The following is a 23209-nucleotide window of genomic DNA, read 5'->3' on the forward strand; positions in this document are numbered from 1 at the left end:
TGAAAAACCAGAAGCCATGTTGCAACATGGCTTCTGGTTTTTCGGTTATTTCCAAACATTAGGCACTCCTATTTATTTTATGATGAAATAATAGTTGAATGCTTTGAACAGCCATATATATGGGAATCGACCAATACATTTCATACCCTTTATCGAAATGGAATATACCAATTCTGACCGTGAACCATTCCATCAAGATAGAAAAAGCTGTCCAAATCAATAAATAAGCAAGGTTCATCATCCCTCTTATCTTTAGCTTTTTATATATGTATATGAAGAAATAACTGTAAGGGCCATACATGATATAACTTATAAAGTCAATTGCCTGGTAAGCGGAACTGTCATTGACATCATAAAAATCCCATGGAGGAATACTAATCGTATGATCATAGAACATTCCAATTGATATGCCATATATATAATAACTTAACCCTTCGAGTAATGAAAATATTTTTGGAGTGATCCAGATCAATAAAAGGAGAGCGATGAGACTAATGATGATAAACCACTCGTTTAAGTCAAATGACCTCTCATAGATTCTGTCCACTGTCTCTATCCTCCTTTTTCTGCAAATGATAAAGCCCTAGTCCTATCCAAATACAAACCAATAAGTATGTTCCATTAATGATAATGGTATTTAACAGGCTCCATTGAGGATACTCAAGCGTTTTAAAATGAATGTGAAGGAGATCCAATATACTGATAAAGCATAGCAAGCATACAAATAATAAGAATCGATGAGTTCTATTTCCGTAATTCAAGTAACCATTCACCATGACAATCCCGACTAATGGCAAAATGCATTCCCGGTTTATCAGTAAGCTGATAAATTGAGTGACATCCTCTGACGCCTTCATCCACTTCAGCTTATTGGTCATAATCGTAATATAATTGGTTGAGATGATCGATAACACCATGAACTGTATAGAGTTCGAAGTGAATGAAAGCTTTTTTCGCATAAAACTGACAATATAAATCAGTATGATAAATATGGAAATAAAGAAAGGAAGAGACATTGATTTCTCCTTAGATTTTTCTTACTATCCTTGCCTTAATCGACTCATTACATAACCAAAATGGTGGCAAGAGAGTTTGGATGTTTGCATTATTTTGCAACGGGAAAAGAGTAAAGGAGAATAAAGGAGGTAATTTTATGAAATTTGAATCTAACACCCCTAATGCAAGAGATGAGATAAAAGAAGTCTTTGTCGATGGTTTGCAGCGCGATTTATCACCTGAAGAAGAAGGACTTATCACAGGATGGACTCAAACCTTTAACAAAAGCGAACGGGCCACCATCATAAATATGCTAAAAGAACTACTAAACAAGCATAAAAGACATGACTAAACCTAAAGCGTAGGCGGCTTGCTCAGAGGCGACAAGCATAAGGCGAATCAACCGGAAAGGCGTACTTTGCCTTTTTGGTTGATTTGACTTATGACCTCGAGCCTCTAGCCGCCGGAGCTGGATGAAACCTAAAGCGTAGGCGGCTTGCTCAGAGGCGACAAGTTAGCAATCCGTTCTATAGCTCCCATAAAGAAAAGGCAAGCCTGGATTAAGGCTTGCCTTTTCTCATTTATAATAATATTCCTCTTACATATCACTTGTCATATCCAAAAGTTTATCAATATCAATGCGATAGATTGGGCGATTTATATCCTCTTGTCCAAGTTCTACGGTATCTTCTAGTACATCATCAATGTTCATACTTTTAAATACCTCCAAGTTGTTTTTCTTCTATGCATGGCTATAAACCTTTTGCATTCCTATCAAAGAATACGAAAGAAAAATCCCAATCTTGGGGGTACTTTTAAAAAATTTATTCGAGATGAATTGTACGGAATAATCTGAAATTTGAATCAAATGATACGCTATGTTAAGGTTAAACAACTATTGATTCTACTTAAATAATAAATGGGTAGAGTAGCTTTCTCCTTAAAGGAGGCATTTCAATGAAACGATTTTCCATGCTTCACGTTCCTCAGGATTATAGGCATAGAGGGCGTCCAGCTGTTACCGTTCACGTTCTACCTGTTCATAAAGAATATTTCGCGATAGGTAAATCATTAAAAGGGAACGGTCGGGCTGCAAACAACAACGAAAAACTAGCCGCATATTATGCGTATCTAGATACATTAAAATAATCGCTTCTCTCTATAGAATCAATCGCTATAAAAGCTGATCAGAACCTTGTCTGATCAGCTTTTTTGTAATCAAACCCAACCTATTTGTGTACAAAGTGGGGCAGAGTTACCCTGTTATATTTCACAGGGAAGACCTATCCTTTATAAGGGACCACCCCTCTCGTGTGCCATGTTTTTCTTTTAGCAACGCTGTTTACCCTTGGCCATGTATAAATGTTGTTTATAATCAATCAGCATACGCTCGTGGCTCCCCACAATACTATCAGGTAATTCTTCTAGATTACAAAACGTTAGTTGAATGGATTCAGAGTGTTCTGCTTTCATTTCTCCATTGTAATCATTTGTAAAGTAGGCTGTGGTGACTACGTAAAACTCATCTCCATTTTCAGCTATAATGTATTGATCCGCACCAGAATATACGTTTAACAGATTTAACTTACCTAATGTCAGATTCGTCTCTTCCTTCACTTCTCTTCTCGCCGTCTCTTCCGTTGACTCTCCCAATTCCATTAATCCCCCAGGCAGTCCCCATGAGCCATTCGGAAATCTCCTTTGCTGCAGAAGCACTTCCTCTTTCTCATTTAAAATAATGACGACCGATCCGACTAATATAAGAGGGCGTGTTCCAACAATTTCTCTTAATTCTTCTATGTATCCCATTGATCAATCTCCTCACTGAATCTGCTAACGTAATGAAGCATAGACCGAATTACTCCGTTATATACTGACAAGCCTCAAAACCATTTCCATCTATATCCCAAAACTCAAAATATGTAACCTCTCCATCCTCTTTTATCTCACCAACCTTTACGTCTTTTGCCACAAGCTTTAACCGGGTCTCTTCGAGCGCATCCGAAAAGAGAATCGGCTTGACGGATGAGGGACGGACCTCTCCTTCTTGAACCGTTAAAGTAGAGTCTCCTTGACCTATTTGAAACACAACATACTCTCCCGAATCAAAAACGCGCTCAAACTCCAATACCTCTACATACCATTGAATAGACTTTCTTACATCTTTTACACTCATATGGACTGTATCAACTTTAGAAAACAATGAATTACCTCCTTCTTCTCTAGTTTTTTAATAGTGTTAAGTGCCCGACAATCTCTTTTGCTTCAAACTTTTCCATTGGCGGAAGTGCTACTACTGTTAAAGATCCCTCTTTAATTTCTGTTAACCCGCTATCATGAATAGTGAAATATCCATCACCCTCTAATTTCTCCAGCTCACCGGTTTTCCCCTTTAGGACAATTTTTTTCATTCCTGTTTGCACCCATTCTATAAAGTCTGTTTGTCGATCTTGAAAAGGTGAATCAGATGACATCATCGTCAGCGTGCTAAGAGTAGCAGCATGTGCCACTTGCGCTGCCGTTTTCCCTTTTGACATATTCAGTTCCTTATTAACAATAAAATATTGAACGAGATCACGTTTATTCATTCGTCTAATCAGCCCTTTCTTTTATCATTTAATACCTGTTATTTTACCATGGAAAGAAATGGACCTCATTATTATTTACTTTCTTCTTAGTTTTACATAATTATTTTCGACTGAGACTATTTTGACCTTCTCTCCTATTTTAAAATCTAAATATTGATCACAATCCAACTTATAGGTGTGACCGTTATCAAATTTCATAGAGCATGACGGATGGCTGCTGTCTTCATCTATAACCTCACCTGACTTAATTCCTTCCGCACCTTTTTTATCATTCGCCGGAAAATACTTTTCCTCAATCATTACCCAATCTTCATGACTGATAACCACCTGCTTCAGGATAAAGAGCCCCACCAGAAGAATAAGTAACATACTAAGTATCACAAATTTAGCTCGTAAACCCATCATGTGTATCCCTTTCCTTCCAAATAAAATCAACAGATGATTATATGAAAGGAATCTTACATCTATTCGATCTTTTTGAAGAAAGTGGATGAATTTTCCCCTCTTGCAATGATAATAAATGAGGTATAAAATAAAACTAACGACCGTTAGTTAGTTTAAAGAGAAGGTGAATGAATATGAAGAATGAAAACAAACAACTCATAAAAGAGGTCGCTCTGGATTTATTCGGTCAGAAAGGGTATGAGGATACCTCGTTAACGGAAATTGCAACCGAGGTGGGAATTAAGAAGCCATCCATTTACAACCACTTCCGAAGCAAAGAGGATTTATTTATGGAAGTGCTTGAGGATTTAAGAGTGTCTGAAGTGACTGCCTATAAGAGTGCAGCGGAAAAAATGAACTTTCAAGAACCTCTAAAGAATGTACGAACACTCTTTGACTTATTTTGTCACCGATTAGTTACAACAAAAGAAGCACTTTTATGGAAACGAGTCACATTCTTTCCTCCAGAAGTGTTTAAAGATCTTATCCAAAAACATTTCATTCATTTTGAACAGGTGACAACAACCATTTTGGTATCGATTTACCAGGAGGGTCAAAAACAAAAATTGTTCAGTGAAATCAAGGAGGATGAATTTATTGCCTCCTTTTTATGTTTAGTGGATGGAGTATTTTTAGAGCATCATTATTATACAGAAGAAATTTTCAGACAACGAATTGAATCGGCTTGGAAGGTTTATGAATTAGGTATATCAAGTCGTAAAGGAGAGTAGCATCATGGGTTGGATATACGTTATTATTGGTGGGATTTTAGAGATTGGCTGGGCAACGGGGTTATCCCTTTCAGAGGGATTTACAAAACCTGTCCCAAGTATTATCACTGCTGTTCTCATCTTAATCAGTTTTTATTTTTTTTCTAATTCCATGAAATTATTGCCAATCGGAACTGCATATGCCGTCTTCACCGGAATTGGAGCAGCCGGCACTGCCGTTGTGGGAATGGTATTCCTAAATGATGGGATTAGCATTTTAAAAGTTGCGTTTATTACACTACTCATTTTCGGAGTGATCGGCCTTAAAATGAGTGATAAAGAAGAGCAAGCTACAGGGAGGTCATACTAATGGCGTGGATATTTCTCATTTTTGCCGGGTTATCTGAAGTTGTGATGGTAACGTTTATGAAGCTTTCTGAAGGATACAAGAAGCTGGCCCCTTCCATCGTAAGCTTCGCAGCAGGAGGAATAAGCTTTTATTTATTATCCCTTTCTTTACTGGATATCCCAGTAAGTACTGGATATGGCATCTGGACCGGGATAGGGTCTGCAGGTGCTGTCATTATCGGGATGATCTTTTTCAGGGAAACGAAGGATTTAAAGAGATTATTTTTTATTAGTTGCATTATTGGGAGTATTATTGGTTTAAAGATTGTTTCATGAATACTGTACTAGTGTCCAACCATTGAATATGCTGTTTTCAGTGGCTGGACACAGTTTGTTTCCTTATAATATTGATTTTTCTTACTTACAAGATCGATCAATTGATTATTCCATGACTAACTATTTCCACTTCAATCGCAGGGGTAATCGTAATGGCAGGGTATTTTTCCTCCCAGTCAAGCTTTTCCCATGTTTTTGGATGATGAGCAATCAACTCTCTGCCAATACCAAATAAATCTGAATTAGCCACTTGAATTTTTTCAATTATTTTTTCCGCATCTTCTGTCAACCGTTTTGAAATTTGTTTATTCAGTTTCTTTAGTTTTTTCTTATCGGTTAATTTATCTTCTGGATATTCTACAACAGATATATCTGCGTTTACTTTTATCTCTACTTGTATATTGTTTGGTGAGTCAGAAACAATTTTAAGCTCTGATTTAGATTTTGATATATTGTACGTTATATAATTTTCAATATTCAGTTTCTTATCTTCTTCGATTTTGGATACAAACCGAGTCCTCTTAGCCACTTCGTTGTTCATCATTAAATACATGGATGTTTCCTCAAAAGTCAAAGTACCAGTCATAGAATTCTTATGGAAAATACCCGTACCACTCAACATCACTTCATCATTCTCCATTTTGATGAGGGGAAGGGCAAAATCCTTCCCTTCATCGAACATAAACGTACAGACGGTTTGTAAATTTTGTTTCGGAATGCCTGTGGAAGATTCTGCACTTTTGAACAGTTCGATGATAAATTCTGAAATCAATACGTTTTTTTCACTTAATTTAGTAAGAATCTCCCCACCTTCTCCTTCCACAATGGCTAATTTGGCAGAAATGGAGCTATTTGGATCCCGGTAGAAAATATCTAAAAACTTATATATATCTTTTTTTGCTAATTCTTCCCCTAATAAAAACACCCGATTCTTTGATGGCTCAAAAACTCCGGAAATTTTCCGGTCCATATACATTCTTGTCTCGCGAATGGTTTTCCCTTCCCCTTGTACCACCACATTGGTTGGTGTCTGATCTTTGAAATCACGGATAATGGCTGTAGCTCTTATGGTTTCATCATCCACTAAATCAAAGGCAGAGGAAAAAACCAGCCTTCCGTCTTTCAACAATCGTTGATCCCAACAACCCGTTAAGGTTAACTGAATCAGAACAAGAACCGTGATTAAGATGAATCTTTTGTTCATGCGTTCTTCCCTCTTTCCTTTTTCTTGAAAATAAAAGAGATTCCCAATAATAAAAATGGAATGACAAGTATGAACAAATAAGAAGAATTAATCACCCATTTGTTGTACATTTCCATTTCTGCTTCTTTATTGGGAATTAGCGCAATAATAAAAGATAAACTGCCAAAGAATATGGTAATGACAGGACGTTTGATTCGTGTAAAGGTATTGGCGATTCCCTCAGTAGACAAAAAAAGGTAGCTTGTTATAGAAGTAATGACACTTACAACCCAAAGCGAAACGAATACCAGGTCAACTCTTTCAACAATTTGTAAATACAGGGATTTCACATAATATAGGACCGGCTGGGGAATGATGACTAATTCCTCAGGACTAAACGTTACCAGACTGACAATGGTGAGAAATGTATAGATCAATGTTACAGAGAGGTTGGCAATGGATGCTGAGAATAAGACAGACCGTTCCCCATTATGCTGGAAATAAGGAAAGAGAAACAAAAGCAACTCAAAGCCAAGCATTGAGAAATAGGCTTCTTTTATCCCTTTGAGAATGTTGATCCCACCTGAATGTCCAATCGGAAGAAGATACCTCCAATCAACAGGGTACATGATTAATACAACGATCGATATCATGATCAGAAAGAATATCAGCCCCGAAACCACTACATATACATTGCATATGTCACGTAATAATTCCTTTCCCAGATAGATTGCCGTTCCCATTAAGAGAAACATGATGATCCATTTTGGTGTAAGTGTAAGCACCCATGTCTTGATGATGGCAGTTGAATACATCAAAATAAGGCTTGTAACAAGCAACCCATAAAGGACATAAGAAACATTAATGAATGTACCTCCCGCTTTCCCTGCCAACTGTATCGAATACTGGAAAAGGGATTTAGCAGGGAACCTCCTGCCTAATAGCCAGAAAAACGTTATCAGTATTTGAACGACAATGCCAGCCAGTAATACTGAAATCCACGCATCACCTTTAGATATGGAAAATACGCTGAATGGAAGGCCAAGGACCCCGACTCCAATTTGTGTTTGAATGATGAATAATATCAATTGAATGGAAGTAAGATTACTCTGATTCTTCATTTTTTTTCCATCCTCGAGGATCCGTCGTTTTCCATTTATACTGTGGCTTCAAATCCTTTGGCCTTTCTTTCATCAGCCATATTGGAACACGAATAAAGGTGTCTTTTAGTGACTTAAAATCCAAAGGTGCAACAGGGTATAAATAATATTGACCTAACGATTTAAGCGTCGACATATGTATCAACAGCAGCATTAAACCTATTACGATTCCGAGAACCCCAAATAAAGCAGCAAAAACCATTAACGGAAATCCTAGTATCCTGACGGAAGTACTCATCTCGTTAGATGGAATAACGAAAGATGATATAGCTGTAATTGCAACCACGATAACCATCGTATTGGAAACCAGATTCGCTTCAACAACAGCCGTCCCGATAACAAGTCCCCCCACTACCCCAATGGTTTGGGCGATAGGATTCGGTAATCGTATCGCAGCTTCCCGAAGTAATTCCAAGGTCAATTGCATGATGGCTGCTTCAATCAATGGAGGAAATGGAACATATTCCAGTGAGCTTTTGATCGAAAATATTATTTCTACCGGTATGATTTCATAATTATAAGAAATGACAGCGATATAAAAAGCGGGTAAGCAAAGCGTTGCGATAAAACTGATTAATCTAATGAATCGGATGAATGAACCGATAAATGCCCGATTATTATAATCCTCTGCCGTTTGAAAGAAAGAGAAAAAATTCACAGGCAGAATTAACACGGTAGGACTCCCTTCCATTATAAGTGCAATTCTGCCTTCCATTAGATTTCCGGCTGCACGATCCGGTCTTTCCGTATTCAAAAATTGGGGAAATGGAGAAAACGAATTATCTTCTAGAAATTCTTCAAAGTATCCCGGTGACTGAATCGCATCTGCTTGGACATAATTGATCCGGTCCTCAATCGTTTTCAACAATTCAGGATTTGTCAAATGAGATAAATAAACTAAAGCGTACTTTGTTCTTGTTGTTTCTCCTACACTTGAGTATTTCACTGTCAATTTCTGACTGGAAACTCTCTCTCTTATAAGATGCACATTTTCTGTGATATTTTCACTAAAACCCTGATGTGATCCTCTAATCACCTTTTCATTTACTGGTTCAAAACGATTAGTAAGAATTTTAGGCATACTGATAAAGGTCAGGATTTCACTATCTTCCGTAATTAAAAGGCAGTGTCCATCCACCATTGCGCTGAGTGCCTCATCTAAATACAGTGTTTCTTTAATACTATTAGTACTTATGACATTACGTATATTGCCGGAGCCTTTTTCTAATATCGGCTTAATAATATACGTCTGTAAGCTCCTATTATCAATGACTGAATCTATAAACATAATGGTCATTTTTTTATTATTAAAGGTGAGTTCTCTTATATTTAAATCATCTGTATTAAACAGACCGTTACGAAAATATGAAATTTTCTCTTCTATTGTGAGAAATTCAGGCTCAACTTCTTCTTTTTCTGAAAGCAGCTGCTTTGGAATTCTTCTATTTCTTTTATTAAACGAGCTCATAATAGCACCTTCAGTAAGAATCTTTTTTTCTATGCTTCCCAAATGAGATGCTATTATGCATGTGCAAGGTTCCTATCAACGTTCCTTTCTGTTTAAATGTACCTCCCATATATCTTCTAGAATGTTTAAGAAAGTTTGGTTTATCTCTCCCCATTGAAAAGAATCCTTGCTATGTAGATCCTCCAGATTCCCATCCATTTTTAGTAAATCTTCTCTTATGTACTCTTCCATATACATTAAAATATGGAGAGGAACTTCCTTCCCATTGACCCTCGATCGGAGCATTGAGGAGATGTTATCCTTTATTTTTTTAGTCACATTAATAGAGTCAACCATTTCGTTCGTCCCATTCGGAGGAAACGTTTGATACTCCTTAATCCACTTATAAGCAAGCCACGGCCTGATAATCGTCATCCATTTCTTCAAATCTTTGATATCCTCTTTCAAATACTTTTCCATATTGTTTTTAACCATGTTGTTGTAATGTTTTACACAGCGGGCGGGAGAAAAAGTCATGTCTCGGAGCTCCCTGATTTTCTCTATAGCCGAGTGCTCCCTATAAATGTTTTCATTTGTTAACCATTCCAACAGGGACGGATTTGATTTACGAAGAAGTTTGAGTGCTTTACTAAGGTCCCATCCACTGAATTCAATGGGATACTGGGTAGACTTTACAATCACCTCCTTGGTCTCTTGAAGATCTAAATATGCCGTTACCTCCCGAATATATATAAACCGCACATCATAATCGCTCTCATCTGTATGATAGCCCCATGCCCGACTTCCGCCTTCGACGGCATACAGAATCCTTACTCTTTCTTCTGTTTCGATATTTTTCAACTCATCCAGAATGATTTTTCTCACAAAATAATTCTCCTTATCCTATATATATTAGTAGGGTTTTCCTTTCAGTATTTGATATACTTAATCACACAAACAAGTCGATAGATAGAGGTGAATAGCTTGACCAAGAAAAAGATGTACTCATGGAGCCTGCAGGTTCTCATCATTCTTACCATCATTTATGTTTCAACTAAGATTTCATTTTTATTTGAACCGATCGTCGTATTTGCTTCAACATTATTCTTCCCGATCATCATTTCAGGATTTCTGTATTTTTTATTGAATCCATTAGTCAACCTTCTGGAAAAAGCAAGATTGCCGAGAACCATCGCCATTATCGTTCTTTATGCTGCTATTATTGGTGTGATGGTTTTAATTATAGGGAATATCGCGCCTATTCTCTCGAAGCAGATAACTGGGTTGTTCAATGAACTTCCGGAGTATGCAAGACAAACGAGGAATTTTATCGAATACTTATCCGAAACTCAACAATTCAAATGGATGATGAGTCAAGATTATGTGTCACTTAAAGATGTAGAAAAACAGCTAATGGACTTTGCCAATACTTTACCTGATAATATTACAACTGCTCTAAAAGGATTAGTAAGTGTTTTGACCAGTATTACAATACTGATTGTCACCGTCCCGTTTCTATTATTCTTTATGTTTAAAGACGGCCATAAATTTCCAAAGGCCATTTCAAAATTCCTTCCTCCTGCCTACCGGGAAGAAGGGATCAACACGTTAAAGGATACGAGTGATACACTTGCCGCATACATACAGGGACAATTGACAGTAGCTTCCTTCGTGGGGACCCTTACTTTTATCGGGTATTTGATTATTGGACTTCCCTACGCATTGGTGATGGCGTTAATTGGGGCGGTAACGAATATCATTCCATTTATCGGTCCTTTTATCGGTGCTGCACCTGCCATCATCGTGGCATTGTTTGATTCACCGACGAAAGCGATTCTCGTCATCGTAGTTGTCACCATTGCACAGCAAATAGAAGGGAATCTTCTTTCACCCCTTATTTTAGGAAAGCGTCTGGATACTCATCCAGCTACGATTATCATATTATTGCTGGTTGCAGGAAACCTGGCAGGTATTCTAGGAATGATCCTCGCCGTTCCTTTTTACGCGGTAACAAAAACCATTGTCTTAAATTTAGTGAAGTTTATTAAACTGAGAAGATCTGCGATTCAAGAATGATAATGGAGAGACAACCGGGCTTGCCCGGTTGTTTATTTATGACGTGACAAGAACGTGTAGGTTGAACCGGAAGAAGGTTAAGGAGAAGATATGATTGCCTTCATCGCGACAATCATATCTGTTTATACATAATCACATGCGGCCCGATTGGCTCTATTTCAAATACATCCCCCAACTGAATTAATCCCAATTTCTTATAATATGCCCCTGCCGAAATTCTGGCATTGCACCACCACATTTCGCACCCTTTATCTTTTAGAACCTTTTCGCTGAATTGGATGAGCTGCTTTCCAATGCCATTTCCCCTGTAATCCGTAAGGGTGGCCATTCCCCTTAACCGGTAAGGCAGATTTCCATTCAAACCTTGTTGCGCCTCCTGATAAAAGGAACCGATACTGATTAGCACCTCTCCTTCAAAAACGCCAACGTGAAAAGAACTGTCGTCTAAATCCCCTTCATAATGACACTCCTCTATCGATTGCGTGGGCCTTAAAATTTGTTGTCTAATGGCATATGTATCGGTAGCTGAAATAAAACAAATGTGAATCATTTCCACCCTCCATTTTGATCTGAGTTTTTCATCCCTACTTTATCATAGCATCTTCGTCCTATTTGAGGTGAAAAAGAAAAGAAGCAATTCCCCTCCATAGGAGATCGCTCCTCTTGTTTAATCATTTCTTTTTGAATATCTTGTTTGATGCACCTTTGATTGCCTTGTTTGCCGTGTCTACTGTTTTCCCGACCATTTTGTTCCCTGTATTGCTTACATTTTTCACAAAATCTGCCGATGTATCTGACACTTTCCCTACAAGTCCGCCTTTACCGCTTACACTTTTGATTATTTCGTTCGCTGTGTCTGCCGTTTTATTCACTAGCCCGCTGGCTTGCTTTGACGTGTTCTTTACAAAGTCACTTGGAGTATTTCGTTTATCTTCAGCCATGATGTTCTCCTCCTTAGAAAAAGACTCATCACTATCCCTATGTCATCCAATTTAAAAGTATGCTGATTCTGGGACTATCTTTTTACCCCTTTTTTAGAAATTCTGTCGATAAAACCGTTTCGTGCATATCATCATCTCTCATTTCAACCCAATAGGCCGAAGCATGAATTCTTGAACTCACTACTTGATAAAGACTTTCATCAATAAAATGTAAAGCAGCACCATCATCCACCCCATAGCCTGCTTGAAGTAGCCCTTTCCGGATAAATGAATGAAAAAGGGGACGCCGATCTTCTTCGCCGTCATAATGAGGGGAGTGGCTTCCTTTTAAAATTCCCAAACCTTCAATCGTATCTAATTCTTCACCATACGAATCCGTAATTCCTTCTTCAAACCAACAGATCGAACCTGCACTCAAACCTGCAAGAACCGTCCCTGATTCCCAAGCTTTCTTGAGGATAGAATCGACCTCCCACTCTCTCCATAGGGCAAGCATACTTTTTGTATTGCCACCACCCACATAGATTATATCCTTTTCAAGAAGGAACCCCTCTAAATCTTTGGTAGGCAATTTGAATAGTGATAAATGTGAAGGCTCACACGAAAGTGAGTGAAAGGCATTGTAAAATCGCTCTATATACCCTTCTGCATCCCCACTGGCCGTAGGCAAAAAGCAAACTTTTGGATTTGATTGCCCGGCCTGCTTAACTATATATTGATCTAAGAGCAGGTTCTCAGGCTCCATGGAAAATCCTCCCCCACCCATTGCGATAATCTGTTTCATTGAATCAACACTCTCCTTTTATTCGAAATTCCTCAATAAGTATCTTAATCCTATCAAAATCTGTGACGTTAGCGTACATTTTTTGAAAATTCAAGAAAAAATCCATTAGAAAAACCCTCTATACGAAATAGAGGGTTGATCACTCATTTTATTACTTCTTCTGTTAATAAAATCACTTACCAGCACCTGGCGTTTTATTCTTCTTCAATTTCATTTCTTTTTGGAATGAGAGAATTAATCCATATGTCATGACAAATAAGATGATACCTAATGGTAATGCTGTGATGATGGTGGCGGCTTGCAAACCGCTGATTCCACCAGTGCCCATCAAGATTGCTGCAATGGCAGCTAGTACGATCCCCCAGCTGAACTTCACGAAGAATGGAGGATTCAAGCTTCCATTAGACGTTTGCATCCCCAGTACAAATGTGGCAGAGTCAGCCGATGTCACAAAGAAAGTAATGATTAAGATGAGGGAAATAACCGACAGAACACCACTTATTGGCATTTGATCATATACATAAAATAATGCAGTCTCCAAACTTTGACCTGCTACATCTACACCTTGAACGAAGTCATAATACAATCCTGTTCCTCCGAATACTCCAAACCATAGAGCGCATACGATGGTAGGAACGATGATGACGGCGATGATGAACTCCCGAACTGTCCTTCCTTTTGAAACCCTGGCAATAAAAGTTCCCACAAACGGGGTCCATGAGATCCACCACGCCCAATAGAATATCGTCCAATCCTTCACCCACTGATTATTCTCCACATTAAATGGTGAAAAGCGTAAACCCATACTTGGAAGGTTCTGAACATAACTCCCAAAAGTGGTCAAAAACAATTCCAGGACAAATTGTGTAGGACCTACGATGAGAAAGACAATGAATAGTAAGACCGCCAATATCATATTGGCATTGCTTAAATATTTGATTCCTTTTGATAATCCTGTTGCAGCAGAGGTGATAAATAGAACCGTTGCAACTCCCATGATGACAAGCTGAACTTTAAAGTCAATCGGGGTTCCCATCAGGTAATTGAGTCCACTGTTAATTTGTTGTGCACCAATCCCAAGTGAAATCGCTACACCGAAAATCGTGGCAAACACAGCGACAATATCAACAATATACCCTATTGGGTCTTTCACTCTATCTCCAATGACAGGATATAATGTGGCACTCATAAGTCCTGGCATGCCCTTCCTGAATTTATAATAGGCAAGGGCCAGTGCTACGACCGCATAAATAGCCCAGGCATGGAATCCCCAATGAAGATATGTATAGCGTAATCCGATCTTAGCTGATTCAATGGTCCCACCTTCCCCATATGGTGGAGTGGAATAATGAGAAACAGGTTCTGAAACCCCATAGAAAAGCAGTCCGATTCCCATTCCTGCACTAAAGAGCATGGCAAACCATGTCAATGTTGAATATTCAGGTCTATCAGTGTCCTTCCCTAATCGAATCTTCCCATATTTACTAATGGCAAAGAAGATAGCGATGATGAAAAAGAATGAAGCTGAAAATTGATAAAACCAGCCAAACTTGTCTAGTAGAACTCCTTGAGTATTGGACATGATATCAATCAATGCCTGAGGAAAAATGACTCCCCAAACCACAAAAATGACGCCGATTGTAATCGCAATCCAAAACATTGGTGTAAAATTTTTCAAATGACTTCCCCCTTAATTCTTTGATGTAGCTTTATCATGTAGAAATAGGTATGTAAAGAAAATAAATGCACAAACTTATTATTACCCCCATTTTCTAAGAGCTAAACTAGTAAGTAACTGGAAAGTGAGGGACGGACCTTTTTAAGGTCCGTCCCTCACTTTAAGTTTTCATATACAACATTCACATTTTTATATTCATTTTTCATGTATCTTTTTTTCATTTCGGGGCAAATTATAGTAGACGGAGGTGATAAACATGACTAACAACAACAACAACAAACCACAACAACAAAAAAATGAAGCAGAATTTGCACAAGAGCAAAACGCTGCTGAAAGAGCAAGAAAAGCTGCTAAACAACAAAATCAACAAAACCAACAAAATAAATAAAACATAGTGACACAATTGAATACTTAACTAGAGACTAGTCAACTGACTAGTCTCTTTCTATTAAGCCTGTTTCTCTTAGCACAGGATTTCTTTAACCCAAAGTGTAAATGAATCTTCGCAATAACTCCTATTGGTTTGCTAGATTCTTTTATTGATGAGCATATTCCTCATATATCTTACATAAAAAAACCTCCCAGGATTGTTCCGGAGAGGTTAGTGTGATTAGCTTATTCATGATGGTATGAAGTGTGCACATATACAGAATTAAGATATACTCAGTATAAGAGGGGAAAAGAAACTCACACCGATTTCCCCTGCCAGGTTATGCCTGATCTTTCTTCTTTAATGGTTTGTACGCAACAAAAACCGCAAGTACTGCGGCTACGACATTAATGATGGTCCCAATAACGGGAGACCCTTTAAATCCATCACTATGATACAAATTTGTTAAAATCAGACCAGCAAAAAGACTTAGTATGATGTTACTTCCTATAAAAACTCCAATAAAAACAAAAAATTTCTTAGCATTTTTCCACAAAATTCAGCACTCCAGTAAATAAATATCGTTAACAGTACAGTAACAGAATTTTTTAGAGAAAACCACTATAGAGGCGAACTGAATAGAGTCTGGAATCAACTGGAAGTTTGAAAACACAAAAAAACAGAGTACGTCAGCTGACGCACTCTGTTTGGAGTTTTACGATTGAATTACTTTTGAACGTTAGCTGCTTGTGGTCCACGAGCACCTTCAACGATTTCAAACGTAACGTCTTGACCTTCTTCTAATGATTTGTATCCTTCACCTTGGATAGCAGAGAAGTGAACAAAAACATCGTCTTGACCTTCAACTTCGATGAAACCGAAACCTTTTTCAGCGTTAAACCATTTCACTTTACCTTGTAACATAAAACAAGTACCTCCTAGTGCAGTTGCACATAAAAATATTTATATTCCTGCTCTGATTAAGATTCAAGACGAATGTTCTTCAATCATGCATATTAACCGAACAAAAATAACTATCTTAACTATAACAGAATCTCATGCAAAACTCAAGAACTGTATGGGGCAATTTGTAAATTACCAGTGTGTTATTAGTCTGCCATTGTAGGCTTCTGTTCTTTTGCATAGAGTTTTTTGATCATACGTATTTGTCCCCTATGATTGATTTCATCTTCAAATACATGAAACCACTTAAAGAAGTTATTTCCTTTTTCACCATACCACCAGTCCGTTTCTTCATATAGCCAAGTTTCATCCAATTGTTTGAACTGTTCCACCGTTTTGTTCCTGGTCATCTGCAAGTTTTCAAGGTAGAATTCGACTCTATTTTCTTTAATCAATTCGGCTGCCTTACTCCCTAAGCTTAAGGCAGGTTCCAAGGTCGTTGCGTATTCCTCAATTTCATCATCACTTAAATTTTCAAAGGTCAGGACCTGATAAATTTTCTCAACTGCATCAAAATGAGCAAGGAGCATCCCAATTGAATTTGCTTCATCATGACATCTGTAGTCAAGTATTTCCACCGGTAAGTTCTCCACTTCACTGATGGAAGTGAATCGTGCATAGTCCATCATTGATAGGAGTAAAGAAAAGTCTTTCTTCATTCCATTTTTTTCTTTAATTAAATATTTTGAGTTGATTTCCATTGTTTCTCCCCCCGTCTTATTCTTCTCTTACTATATATTGGATAAATATAGGAAAACTCCTTGTTTATTTTGTCGATTGTTCAATTATTTAGGACTGTTCTGGGAATCTTTTAATAAATCACGTATCTCTTTAAGCAGCTCTTCCTTCTGATCGACCTTTATTTCCGCTTTGATCTCGTCTTTGCGTTCCATTTTCTTATATAACCGAATAATAAAGAATATGACGAGGGCTATGAGGAAGAAATCCACTACGTTTTGCAGGAAGACTCCATATGTAATGACAGCGTCTCCTACCGTAACTTTTAAGTTCGTAAAGCTGATGCCACCAAGCAATATACCTAGAAGAGGCATAATGATATCATCCACCAGGGATTTGACGATTTTCCCAAAAGCTGCACCTATAATGACCGCCACTGCAAGATCTATGACATTTCCTTTCACGGCAAACTTTTTAAACTCCTGCCACATTCGCATTCTCCCCTTGTTTACATTGAAGTACAGGAACTTAGCCTGTCAGGAATTAGTTTGCCACAATTATACAAATATATAGTATGAGTTTCTTTCTAGCTACACCCGTATGTTAGAATTACATGGGAAAGGAGAGAACAGATGATGTTCTGGAAGACTATCTACAATATCAAACGTTTTCCTTTTCTTAGCTTCTTTCCCGTTATAGGTCCGCTTGTGTTACGATGGAAAAAAGACAATGGGAGGAAAACTTATCATGTATACGAAGATACCAAAAGAACAGAAAGACACGATGATTGAACGGATTCAAACGTTTTATTATGATCAGACCGGAGACGAAATTGGGGATTTAGGTGCTGAAAATTGGTTCGATTTCTTTATGAAAGAGATTGGTCCCTATCTCTATAATCAGGGAGTGATGGATTCTAAAGATGTATTAATGGATAAGATGCTTCTACTCGAAGATGATTTGTATGCCTTAAAAAGACCGGTAAATACTAGATAATCAATACATACGAAGGAGCAGGACATTGCTGTCCTACTCCTTTTTTACGTTATGAAGAACAGCATCATCGATTCGACCGTTATCATTAACAAGTTCAATTGTGACAGCTTCTTTGTCTTTATTCTTTATTTCTCTAATCAACTTGTCGATCTCTTCAGGTTTTTTAATATCTACAGTTTTCATCACCTCAAGCTCTTGTGGTGATTCTCCCTGTTTACGGCTCATTAACTCTTCATCTGTATAGATCAGATCCGTTCCCAAGGCATTTTTAATCGTGGTTCCCTGCAGAAAGAAACGGGTTTGAAACGGAGTATCTGGTTCAAGTGCTTTGTCTGTGACCACTCCTCTGAATGTAATCGTATTGGCCTTTTCATCTATTGTCACTCCACCACTCACGACCATTTCTGCAGAATTCCTGTTACATCCACTCAATAGAACGGCCATAAGTATTCCGGCAATGATTACTACTTTTGATCCTTTCACTAAGGTGTCCTCCTTATATGTATGTGCAATAATATTTTACCAAATGTTGAATGAAAAGTGCCAGAAACAATTTTCAATGTACTTTTAATGCAAAATTAGTGGAATTTAATGATAGAAGGCAGTATGGGAATACAGGCCAGGGGTCATATTGAGGTGAAAGAGTGGATTAAAAAGAGGTCGGTTTGTCATTCAATAAAATCGTTTGATAAACATACGAAAAATTACTTGGTGGTCGGATCAAAATCACCATCTTAACTCTTTGTTTGAGGAAATGGAGTGCATACTGATTTCCGATATACCTTATAGCTTTTTTAATATTTCATTATGTTTGTTTGATCTTACCACCAATCGATGACATCCAGTAAATAAGCCGGACGATTGTTAAGCCATCGCCAGCTAGAGAAAATAAAAGAATCTCTATTCATCACTTTTTGAGATGCTTATTACATACAGCCTTAAGGATAAACATTTTTTCTTGTAGACTTAACATTCTCCAGCATTTAGCACGAATAATCATAATTATTTCCCCTCTCCTTATTTTCATCCTCTTTACTTACTTCTCTTTACCTCCATTTCAACCATTACAAACACTTCAATTTGCTACATATTTACAAACAAAAATACTTTCTCCGACATGTTGCCCTATCGAAAAAAGTATAAATTGAAAACGCATGTCAATACGTATAGGTAATTGTAGAATTCTTTTTTTAAAAAGGTCTCGTTTAACTTTCAAATCATGTTTAATAATAGTTGATCTCGTTGAAGAAATTGTATTTTATAACAACCAACTTTTAGAAAACATCTTATTAAAAGGCTCTTTTCGTAAAGTTTGTTGCTATTGTAGAGGAGAAAGTAATAGTTGATTTCCGCTCCAGGATGCTCGCTTTCCGCGGGGCTGGCGGTGAGCCTCCTCGGCTGCGCCTCCGGGGTCTCACCTGTCCAGCTATTCCCGCAGGAGTCGAGCATCCTTCCGCTCCAATCAACTTTTTGAGCATGAATCCTAAATCGAAAACAATTTAAACAAGCTTTTTAGCAAACAATTTTATTAAAGTAAAGATTGAATATCCTTTTAAGGAAGAAGAATTTTTTTCTATTTATATTGTTTTCTTACACCCCTTGAAGCTCTGTCATGAAAATACTGTTAAAGATGGTGAGGGGAACTGCGCAGACTCCTGCGGAAGTACGGTCGTGCCGAGACCCTGTTCGGCTAAGCTGAGGAGGCACGGCCGAACGCTAGCTGCAAGCGGAGCAGTTCCATTCACCATCCAGCATAAACCTGGTTGACAGAGCCCTGGCAGATTCTATGCTAGAAAATAACAATCTTTGCGAAAAGAGCCTATTAATAAGAACTTACGAAAGGAGTTTTACAAAATGATGAAGAACCCTGGCTGTTAGCCCCCATATTACTTTGTCTTCATAGTAGTAAAAATGTTCTTTCATATTTCTCGCTTGCCAGTTGTAATTTTCTCCACCCGGGATTTGTTTGAAGGGAAAGCTCTCTTCCGGTTCCATCTTGAACTTGATGTTATATAAGTCCGGTTCCCTTTCCTGTAGATAGGTTAATGGTGTAGTGAAGATTTCTTCCACTTCAGCTTGATTAGGTTTTAATTCCTTTAAGGATACATTTATCTTGCCTACATATGGATAAATAATCGTCCCAAAAGGTGACACGATATAATCAAGTGGATACACATCTGTAATGGTGTCCGTTTGAATTCCCAGTTCTTCTGATGTCTCACGAATAGCTGCTGCTTTCTCATCCGAATCACTTCGATCTATCCTCCCTCCAGGAAAACAAATTTCCCCAGGTTGTCTTCTCATGTTTAAGGAACGAACTTCAAATAAAACATGTGTTTGCCCGTTAACCTCAATCAAAGGAAGTAGAATAGCATATTCAGAAAATGTTTCACTTCCAAGCACTTTCGGAGTTCTATCTTTGAATAGCTGCAGTATCTCATTCACATCCATACTATCCCCCCTTGTTTAGATAATCCATTCTATGATTTTCTTTATTATAGTATGAACGAGCAGCAAGACCAAACTATCCGTTTCCTCACTTCCCTATTCTATCTATAACAATCTCGTATGCTGAAAGAATCATAGAAGTAGTATTTTTCGTATTGGAAATCATCTTTCCCACAATATTTCCAACAACCTTAGTTCACTGCCTGATAATCCAATAAAATAAACATCCTGCTGAACTTATCGGCAGGATGCTATTGTGTTTAGGAATTATTTCCTTTCCATTCCTGAATTCCATCGTCTTCGATGATCCCCAATGTTACGTCGGCAATGTCCGGATCACTCATTAATTTATCTTGAACAGAGAATTTAATATCATCTGCTTCCGATAGGGGTAATCCCCTTTTCAGTTCAAGGTACGATTCAACATGATAGTAACGACCTTCCTGAGTGATTCTCAGTTTAAAGATATCGATTACTGCTTCGTGCTCAAAGATCGCACTTGCGATTCGGTCCTCGACTTCCTTTGGAGCAGCCACTCCTATCAGACCGACCATGTTGTCATAACCGACTCTGAAGGCGACTCCAACCATGAGGAATCCAATGACAATGGTGACGATTCCATCCAAAAGCTGATAGGCAGAGAAATAGGACACCAATACGGCAATCAGAGCTAAGATAGCCCCTGAAACAGCGACCAAATCCTCATAAAAAACGAGCCTTGTCGGCGGTGAAGCACGCTTTACGTTTTTAAACGCTCCTGAGAAAATTCCCAAACCCGTGCTTTCAGCTCTTGCTTCCTGTCCGATTTCCTTCATTACTTTATAGAGAATGGCCCCATCGATAAGGATATTCAGTAATAATACCGACACGTTCAGCCAAATGCCCTTTACCTCTGCGGGATGTTTAAGTAAATGAATCCCTTCCCGTATGGTTTCATAGGCCATGATGGAAACAACGATAACCGCAATCATGCAGAAAAGATTGATGACTCTTCCAAAGCCTGTCGGGAACTTCTCGGTTGGCTGTTTTTCAGAAAGAACACTTCCAATAAATACAAAGCCTTGATTCACTGCATCAGCTAACGAATGCATCGCCGAGGCAAACATTGCTCCACTTCCACTGATGAAGTAGGCTATCCCCTTTGCAATTGCCAAAATCCCGTTCCCCACCATAGCGAAAAACGATGACTTGTTTCCTTTCTTCACTAATGAAAAAAAAGATTGATCCCCCACATTTCACACCACCTATACTTAATTCTTAACAAGTAGTATCTCACCAGAAAGAACTTTCATAAGCCAATTGACGAACCTTTTCAGCTTTTCTATACTATAACAATGAATGTATAGATGATTACATAAAACGAAATTAAGGTCAGGAGAACAAAACATGGATTTTACTATTCAAAACCTTTCCTTCTACTTGATACAGGTAGAGGGCAAAGGCGAAGAAGCCGATAAACGGCATAAGCATTTTCAGACGTTAACTGGAACCGAATATGAAGAAAGTCCATTAAAAAGTTTTTTAGATGGCGAACTAACAAAAATTGTGAAGCGGAAAGTAGATCGACATTCAAAGTCAGAGTCTGCCCCAACCAAAATTGGACGATTTGTAGTGGAACCAGGTCACGAACTGACTTCCAATCCAAATTTTAATTTATTTCACCGCACACGTTATGCCGACAACAAAGAGGACTTTCGCGAAGCCTGTGATCAAATCGTTCAAATGTACATAGAAGCAAGTGCTATCCGCGGTGGTGCATTCCTCGTAGCGACTGCAAAGCTGACGAAATTCTTCGACGATCCTTTTGTGTTCATCATGAAATGCGATTTTGAGCCAAAGGTTGCCACTATAACCGATGAAGCGACTCTGATTCACAATGTCGAAATGGCGATTACGACGAAAAACATGAAATCCATCCAGTATCCCTATATGCCGGAGGAAGGCATGATGGACGCTGGCGAAATCAAAATCCATCAAGCATCACATGCCAGATACTTTGAAGATTTCTTAAAATGGGTTGAATATGAGAAGTCCATGCCCGAAATCGTGAAATCCCAAGTTTACGGGATGGTGAAGGAACATATTTCTGAAACGTATGCTGAAGAGAGCGATGAACGTGTCGAGTTTGAAGAAGCGGTGGAAGAATGGGCAATCAGTCCAAAGCGTGAGCTTCAGGAAAGGTTCACAACTGAACAAGTGGTAGAAGCCACCTCTCAAATCGTCGAACAGTCACCTGAAGTCGAACTGAAGGTGAAACTTGATCATGTCTCCGTTAAAGCCCTTCTTTCCGACTTTGGTGACAGCATCCATCTGGCGAAAGTGAACGGTCGATATGTACTGATGATCGAAAGCGAGTCCGTCATGTTTGAAAAAGGCTTCTCCCCCCTTGAATTTTTAAAGCCTGATGAACTGCATGAAGTGATTCAACGAATACAAGAAAAAGAATGAGACGGAGCCATGTTTTAAATTACATGGCTCTTTTTTAAAGGCTCTTTTCGTAAAGTTTGTTGCTATTGTAGAAGAGAAAGTAATAGTTGATTTCCGCTACAGGATGCTCGCTTTCCGCGGGGCTGGCGGTGAGCCTCCTCGGCTGCGCCTCCGGGGTCTCACCTGTCCAGCTATTCCCGCAGGAGTCGATCATCCTTCCGCTCCATTCAACTTTCTGAGGATGAATCCTTAATGGAAGACAATAAAAACAAGAATTTTAGCAAATAGTCTCTTTTAAGCTAAGTAGCAATTGAATTTTCTTTTAAGGAATAACAATTATTTTTTCTAGTTACAGTGTTTTCTTTCACACCTTGAAGCTCTGTCATAAAAATTCTGTTAAAGATGGTGAGGGGAACTGCGCAGACTCCGGCGGATTTTGGGCGTGCCGAGACCCCGTTCGGCTAAGCTGAGGAGGCTCGGCCGAACGCTAGCTGCAAGCGGAGCAGTTCCCCTCACCATCCAGCATAAACTGATTGACAGAGCCCTGGCAGATTCTATGTTAGAAAACAACAATCGTTGCGAAAAGAGCCTTTTTAAAAAACACTTGTCTAGATGAAAGAATTTTCATAAAATTTA

At 38.4% G+C, this 23209-nt stretch carries 30 protein-coding genes; 9 read left to right on the plus strand and 21 right to left on the minus strand.

Annotated features, from left to right (window positions below; translation table 11 throughout):
• Positions 1-58: 58 nt before the first annotated feature.
• Together ACXAF2_RS01690 and ACXAF2_RS01695 are read right to left on the minus strand one after the other, a co-directional pair.
• Complete coding sequence (locus tag ACXAF2_RS01690; protein WP_475137094.1) at positions 59-547, minus strand: hypothetical protein; 489 nt, start codon at positions 545-547, stop codon at positions 59-61.
• Complete coding sequence (locus tag ACXAF2_RS01695; protein ID WP_475137095.1) at positions 531-1016, minus strand: hypothetical protein; 486 nt, start codon at positions 1014-1016, stop codon at positions 531-533. The genes ACXAF2_RS01690 and ACXAF2_RS01695 overlap by 17 nt, the downstream gene beginning before the upstream one ends.
• Before the next feature lie 137 nt (positions 1017-1153).
• Between ACXAF2_RS01695 and ACXAF2_RS01700 the strand changes: the two genes are divergently transcribed.
• Both ACXAF2_RS01700 and ACXAF2_RS01705 read left to right on the plus strand, forming a co-directional pair.
• Complete coding sequence (locus ACXAF2_RS01700) at positions 1154-1348, plus strand: hypothetical protein (protein WP_475137096.1); 195 nt, start codon at positions 1154-1156, stop codon at positions 1346-1348.
• 605 nt (positions 1349-1953) lie between these two features.
• The gene (locus ACXAF2_RS01705; RefSeq protein WP_324744107.1) at positions 1954-2145 is read left to right on the plus strand and encodes a hypothetical protein; all 192 of its coding nucleotides are present in this window, start codon (positions 1954-1956) and stop codon (positions 2143-2145) included.
• Positions 2146-2325: 180 nt separating this feature from the next.
• On the opposite strand, the gene ACXAF2_RS01710 is transcribed toward ACXAF2_RS01705, so the two are convergent.
• The 4 genes from ACXAF2_RS01710 to ACXAF2_RS01725 all read right to left on the minus strand — a co-directional run bounded on the left by ACXAF2_RS01710 (position 2326) and on the right by ACXAF2_RS01725 (position 3989).
• Entirely contained in the window at positions 2326-2805 is a 480-nt protein-coding gene (locus ACXAF2_RS01710) for an NUDIX hydrolase (protein ID WP_475137097.1), read from the minus strand.
• 49 nt (positions 2806-2854) lie between these two features.
• Entirely contained in the window at positions 2855-3199 is a 345-nt protein-coding gene (locus ACXAF2_RS01715) for a VOC family protein (protein ID WP_475137098.1), read from the minus strand.
• Positions 3200-3218: 19 nt separating this feature from the next.
• Positions 3219-3584, minus strand: a complete 366-nt coding sequence (locus ACXAF2_RS01720) for an aminoacyl-tRNA hydrolase (protein ID WP_475137099.1) — start codon at positions 3582-3584, stop codon at positions 3219-3221.
• Between the two features lie 75 nt (positions 3585-3659).
• The gene (locus tag ACXAF2_RS01725; RefSeq protein WP_475137100.1) at positions 3660-3989 is read right to left on the minus strand and encodes a hypothetical protein; all 330 of its coding nucleotides are present in this window, start codon (positions 3987-3989) and stop codon (positions 3660-3662) included.
• Positions 3990-4162: 173 nt separating this feature from the next.
• Between ACXAF2_RS01725 and ACXAF2_RS01730 the strand changes: the two genes are divergently transcribed.
• From ACXAF2_RS01730 to ACXAF2_RS01740, 3 genes are read left to right on the plus strand one after another with little or no spacing between them, the layout of a single operon-like run.
• Positions 4163-4759 carry a TetR/AcrR family transcriptional regulator gene (locus tag ACXAF2_RS01730; protein ID WP_475137101.1) on the plus strand — a complete coding sequence of 199 codons (597 nt, stop codon included), beginning with the start codon at positions 4163-4165 and terminating at the stop codon, positions 4757-4759.
• 4 nt (positions 4760-4763) lie between these two features.
• Positions 4764-5108 (plus strand): DMT family transporter, encoded by a 345-nt coding sequence (locus tag ACXAF2_RS01735; protein WP_475137102.1) that lies wholly within the window; start codon positions 4764-4766, stop codon positions 5106-5108.
• Positions 5108-5422, plus strand: a complete 315-nt coding sequence (locus tag ACXAF2_RS01740) for a DMT family transporter (protein ID WP_475137103.1) — start codon at positions 5108-5110, stop codon at positions 5420-5422. Before ACXAF2_RS01735 ends, ACXAF2_RS01740 begins: the two co-directional genes overlap by 1 nt.
• 97 nt (positions 5423-5519) lie before the next feature.
• Here the strand turns inward: ACXAF2_RS01740 and ACXAF2_RS01745 are convergent, their stop codons facing one another.
• The 4 genes from ACXAF2_RS01745 to ACXAF2_RS01760 all read right to left on the minus strand — a co-directional run bounded on the left by ACXAF2_RS01745 (position 5520) and on the right by ACXAF2_RS01760 (position 10097).
• On the minus strand, positions 5520-6626 hold the full coding sequence (locus ACXAF2_RS01745; protein ID WP_475137104.1) for a Ger(x)C family spore germination protein: 1107 nt from the start codon (positions 6624-6626) through the stop codon (positions 5520-5522).
• Positions 6623-7726 carry a GerAB/ArcD/ProY family transporter gene (locus ACXAF2_RS01750; RefSeq protein WP_475137105.1) on the minus strand — a complete coding sequence of 368 codons (1104 nt, stop codon included), beginning with the start codon at positions 7724-7726 and terminating at the stop codon, positions 6623-6625. The genes ACXAF2_RS01745 and ACXAF2_RS01750 overlap by 4 nt, the downstream gene beginning before the upstream one ends.
• Entirely contained in the window at positions 7710-9233 is a 1524-nt protein-coding gene (locus ACXAF2_RS01755) for a spore germination protein (protein WP_475137106.1), read from the minus strand. The genes ACXAF2_RS01750 and ACXAF2_RS01755 overlap by 17 nt, the downstream gene beginning before the upstream one ends.
• 75 nt (positions 9234-9308) lie before the next feature.
• On the minus strand, positions 9309-10097 hold the full coding sequence (locus tag ACXAF2_RS01760; RefSeq protein WP_475137107.1) for a nucleotidyltransferase domain-containing protein: 789 nt from the start codon (positions 10095-10097) through the stop codon (positions 9309-9311).
• Positions 10098-10196: 99 nt separating this feature from the next.
• Between ACXAF2_RS01760 and ACXAF2_RS01765 the strand changes: the two genes are divergently transcribed.
• Complete coding sequence (locus tag ACXAF2_RS01765; protein WP_324744118.1) at positions 10197-11288, plus strand: AI-2E family transporter; 1092 nt, start codon at positions 10197-10199, stop codon at positions 11286-11288.
• 112 nt (positions 11289-11400) lie between these two features.
• On the opposite strand, the gene ACXAF2_RS01770 is transcribed toward ACXAF2_RS01765, so the two are convergent.
• From ACXAF2_RS01770 to ACXAF2_RS01785, 4 genes are all read right to left on the minus strand, one after another.
• Positions 11401-11838 (minus strand): GNAT family N-acetyltransferase, encoded by a 438-nt coding sequence (locus tag ACXAF2_RS01770; protein ID WP_475137108.1) that lies wholly within the window; start codon positions 11836-11838, stop codon positions 11401-11403.
• A gap of 121 nt (positions 11839-11959) precedes the next feature.
• The gene (locus ACXAF2_RS01775) at positions 11960-12229 is read right to left on the minus strand and encodes a hypothetical protein (protein WP_475137109.1); all 270 of its coding nucleotides are present in this window, start codon (positions 12227-12229) and stop codon (positions 11960-11962) included.
• 82 nt (positions 12230-12311) lie between these two features.
• The gene (locus ACXAF2_RS01780; protein WP_475137110.1) at positions 12312-13013 is read right to left on the minus strand and encodes a Type 1 glutamine amidotransferase-like domain-containing protein; all 702 of its coding nucleotides are present in this window, start codon (positions 13011-13013) and stop codon (positions 12312-12314) included.
• A 172-nt stretch (positions 13014-13185) separates the two neighbouring features.
• Positions 13186-14691: a glycine betaine uptake BCCT transporter gene (locus ACXAF2_RS01785; protein ID WP_475137111.1), complete on the minus strand. Its 1506-nt coding sequence runs from the start codon at positions 14689-14691 to the stop codon at positions 13186-13188.
• Between the two features lie 256 nt (positions 14692-14947).
• Between ACXAF2_RS01785 and ACXAF2_RS01790 the strand changes: the two genes are divergently transcribed.
• The gene (locus ACXAF2_RS01790) at positions 14948-15079 is read left to right on the plus strand and encodes a hypothetical protein (protein ID WP_258549727.1); all 132 of its coding nucleotides are present in this window, start codon (positions 14948-14950) and stop codon (positions 15077-15079) included.
• Between the two features lie 322 nt (positions 15080-15401).
• Here the strand turns inward: ACXAF2_RS01790 and ACXAF2_RS01795 are convergent, their stop codons facing one another.
• The 4 genes from ACXAF2_RS01795 to mscL form a co-directional block, all read right to left on the minus strand.
• Positions 15402-15617 carry a hypothetical protein gene (locus ACXAF2_RS01795; protein ID WP_475137112.1) on the minus strand — a complete coding sequence of 72 codons (216 nt, stop codon included), beginning with the start codon at positions 15615-15617 and terminating at the stop codon, positions 15402-15404.
• A 170-nt stretch (positions 15618-15787) separates the two neighbouring features.
• Positions 15788-15985, minus strand: coding sequence for a cold-shock protein CspD (gene cspD / locus ACXAF2_RS01800; protein WP_032088076.1), 198 nt, complete (start codon positions 15983-15985; stop codon positions 15788-15790).
• A 185-nt stretch (positions 15986-16170) separates the two neighbouring features.
• Positions 16171-16725 carry a DinB family protein gene (locus tag ACXAF2_RS01805; protein ID WP_475137113.1) on the minus strand — a complete coding sequence of 185 codons (555 nt, stop codon included), beginning with the start codon at positions 16723-16725 and terminating at the stop codon, positions 16171-16173.
• A gap of 84 nt (positions 16726-16809) precedes the next feature.
• Entirely contained in the window at positions 16810-17193 is a 384-nt protein-coding gene (mscL, locus tag ACXAF2_RS01810) for a large conductance mechanosensitive channel protein MscL (protein ID WP_475137114.1), read from the minus strand.
• A gap of 256 nt (positions 17194-17449) precedes the next feature.
• Between mscL and ACXAF2_RS01815 the strand changes: the two genes are divergently transcribed.
• Positions 17450-17698, plus strand: a complete 249-nt coding sequence (locus tag ACXAF2_RS01815; RefSeq protein WP_475137115.1) for a DUF2164 domain-containing protein — start codon at positions 17450-17452, stop codon at positions 17696-17698.
• Positions 17699-17731: 33 nt separating this feature from the next.
• Here ACXAF2_RS01815 and ACXAF2_RS01820 read toward each other — a convergent pair whose 3' ends face one another.
• The 3 genes from ACXAF2_RS01820 to ACXAF2_RS01830 form a co-directional block, all read right to left on the minus strand.
• Positions 17732-18181: a hypothetical protein gene (locus ACXAF2_RS01820; protein ID WP_475137116.1), complete on the minus strand. Its 450-nt coding sequence runs from the start codon at positions 18179-18181 to the stop codon at positions 17732-17734.
• Positions 18182-19531: 1350 nt separating this feature from the next.
• The gene (locus tag ACXAF2_RS01825; protein WP_475137117.1) at positions 19532-20149 is read right to left on the minus strand and encodes an NUDIX hydrolase; all 618 of its coding nucleotides are present in this window, start codon (positions 20147-20149) and stop codon (positions 19532-19534) included.
• Between the two features lie 257 nt (positions 20150-20406).
• Positions 20407-21378, minus strand: a complete 972-nt coding sequence (locus tag ACXAF2_RS01830) for a cation diffusion facilitator family transporter (protein WP_475137118.1) — start codon at positions 21376-21378, stop codon at positions 20407-20409.
• A gap of 154 nt (positions 21379-21532) precedes the next feature.
• Between ACXAF2_RS01830 and ACXAF2_RS01835 the strand changes: the two genes are divergently transcribed.
• The gene (locus tag ACXAF2_RS01835; RefSeq protein WP_475137119.1) at positions 21533-22594 is read left to right on the plus strand and encodes a DUF3900 domain-containing protein; all 1062 of its coding nucleotides are present in this window, start codon (positions 21533-21535) and stop codon (positions 22592-22594) included.
• Positions 22595-23209: the final 615 nt, after the last annotated feature.

This window comes from Rossellomorea sp. ABR4_004 (assembly GCF_056159585.1).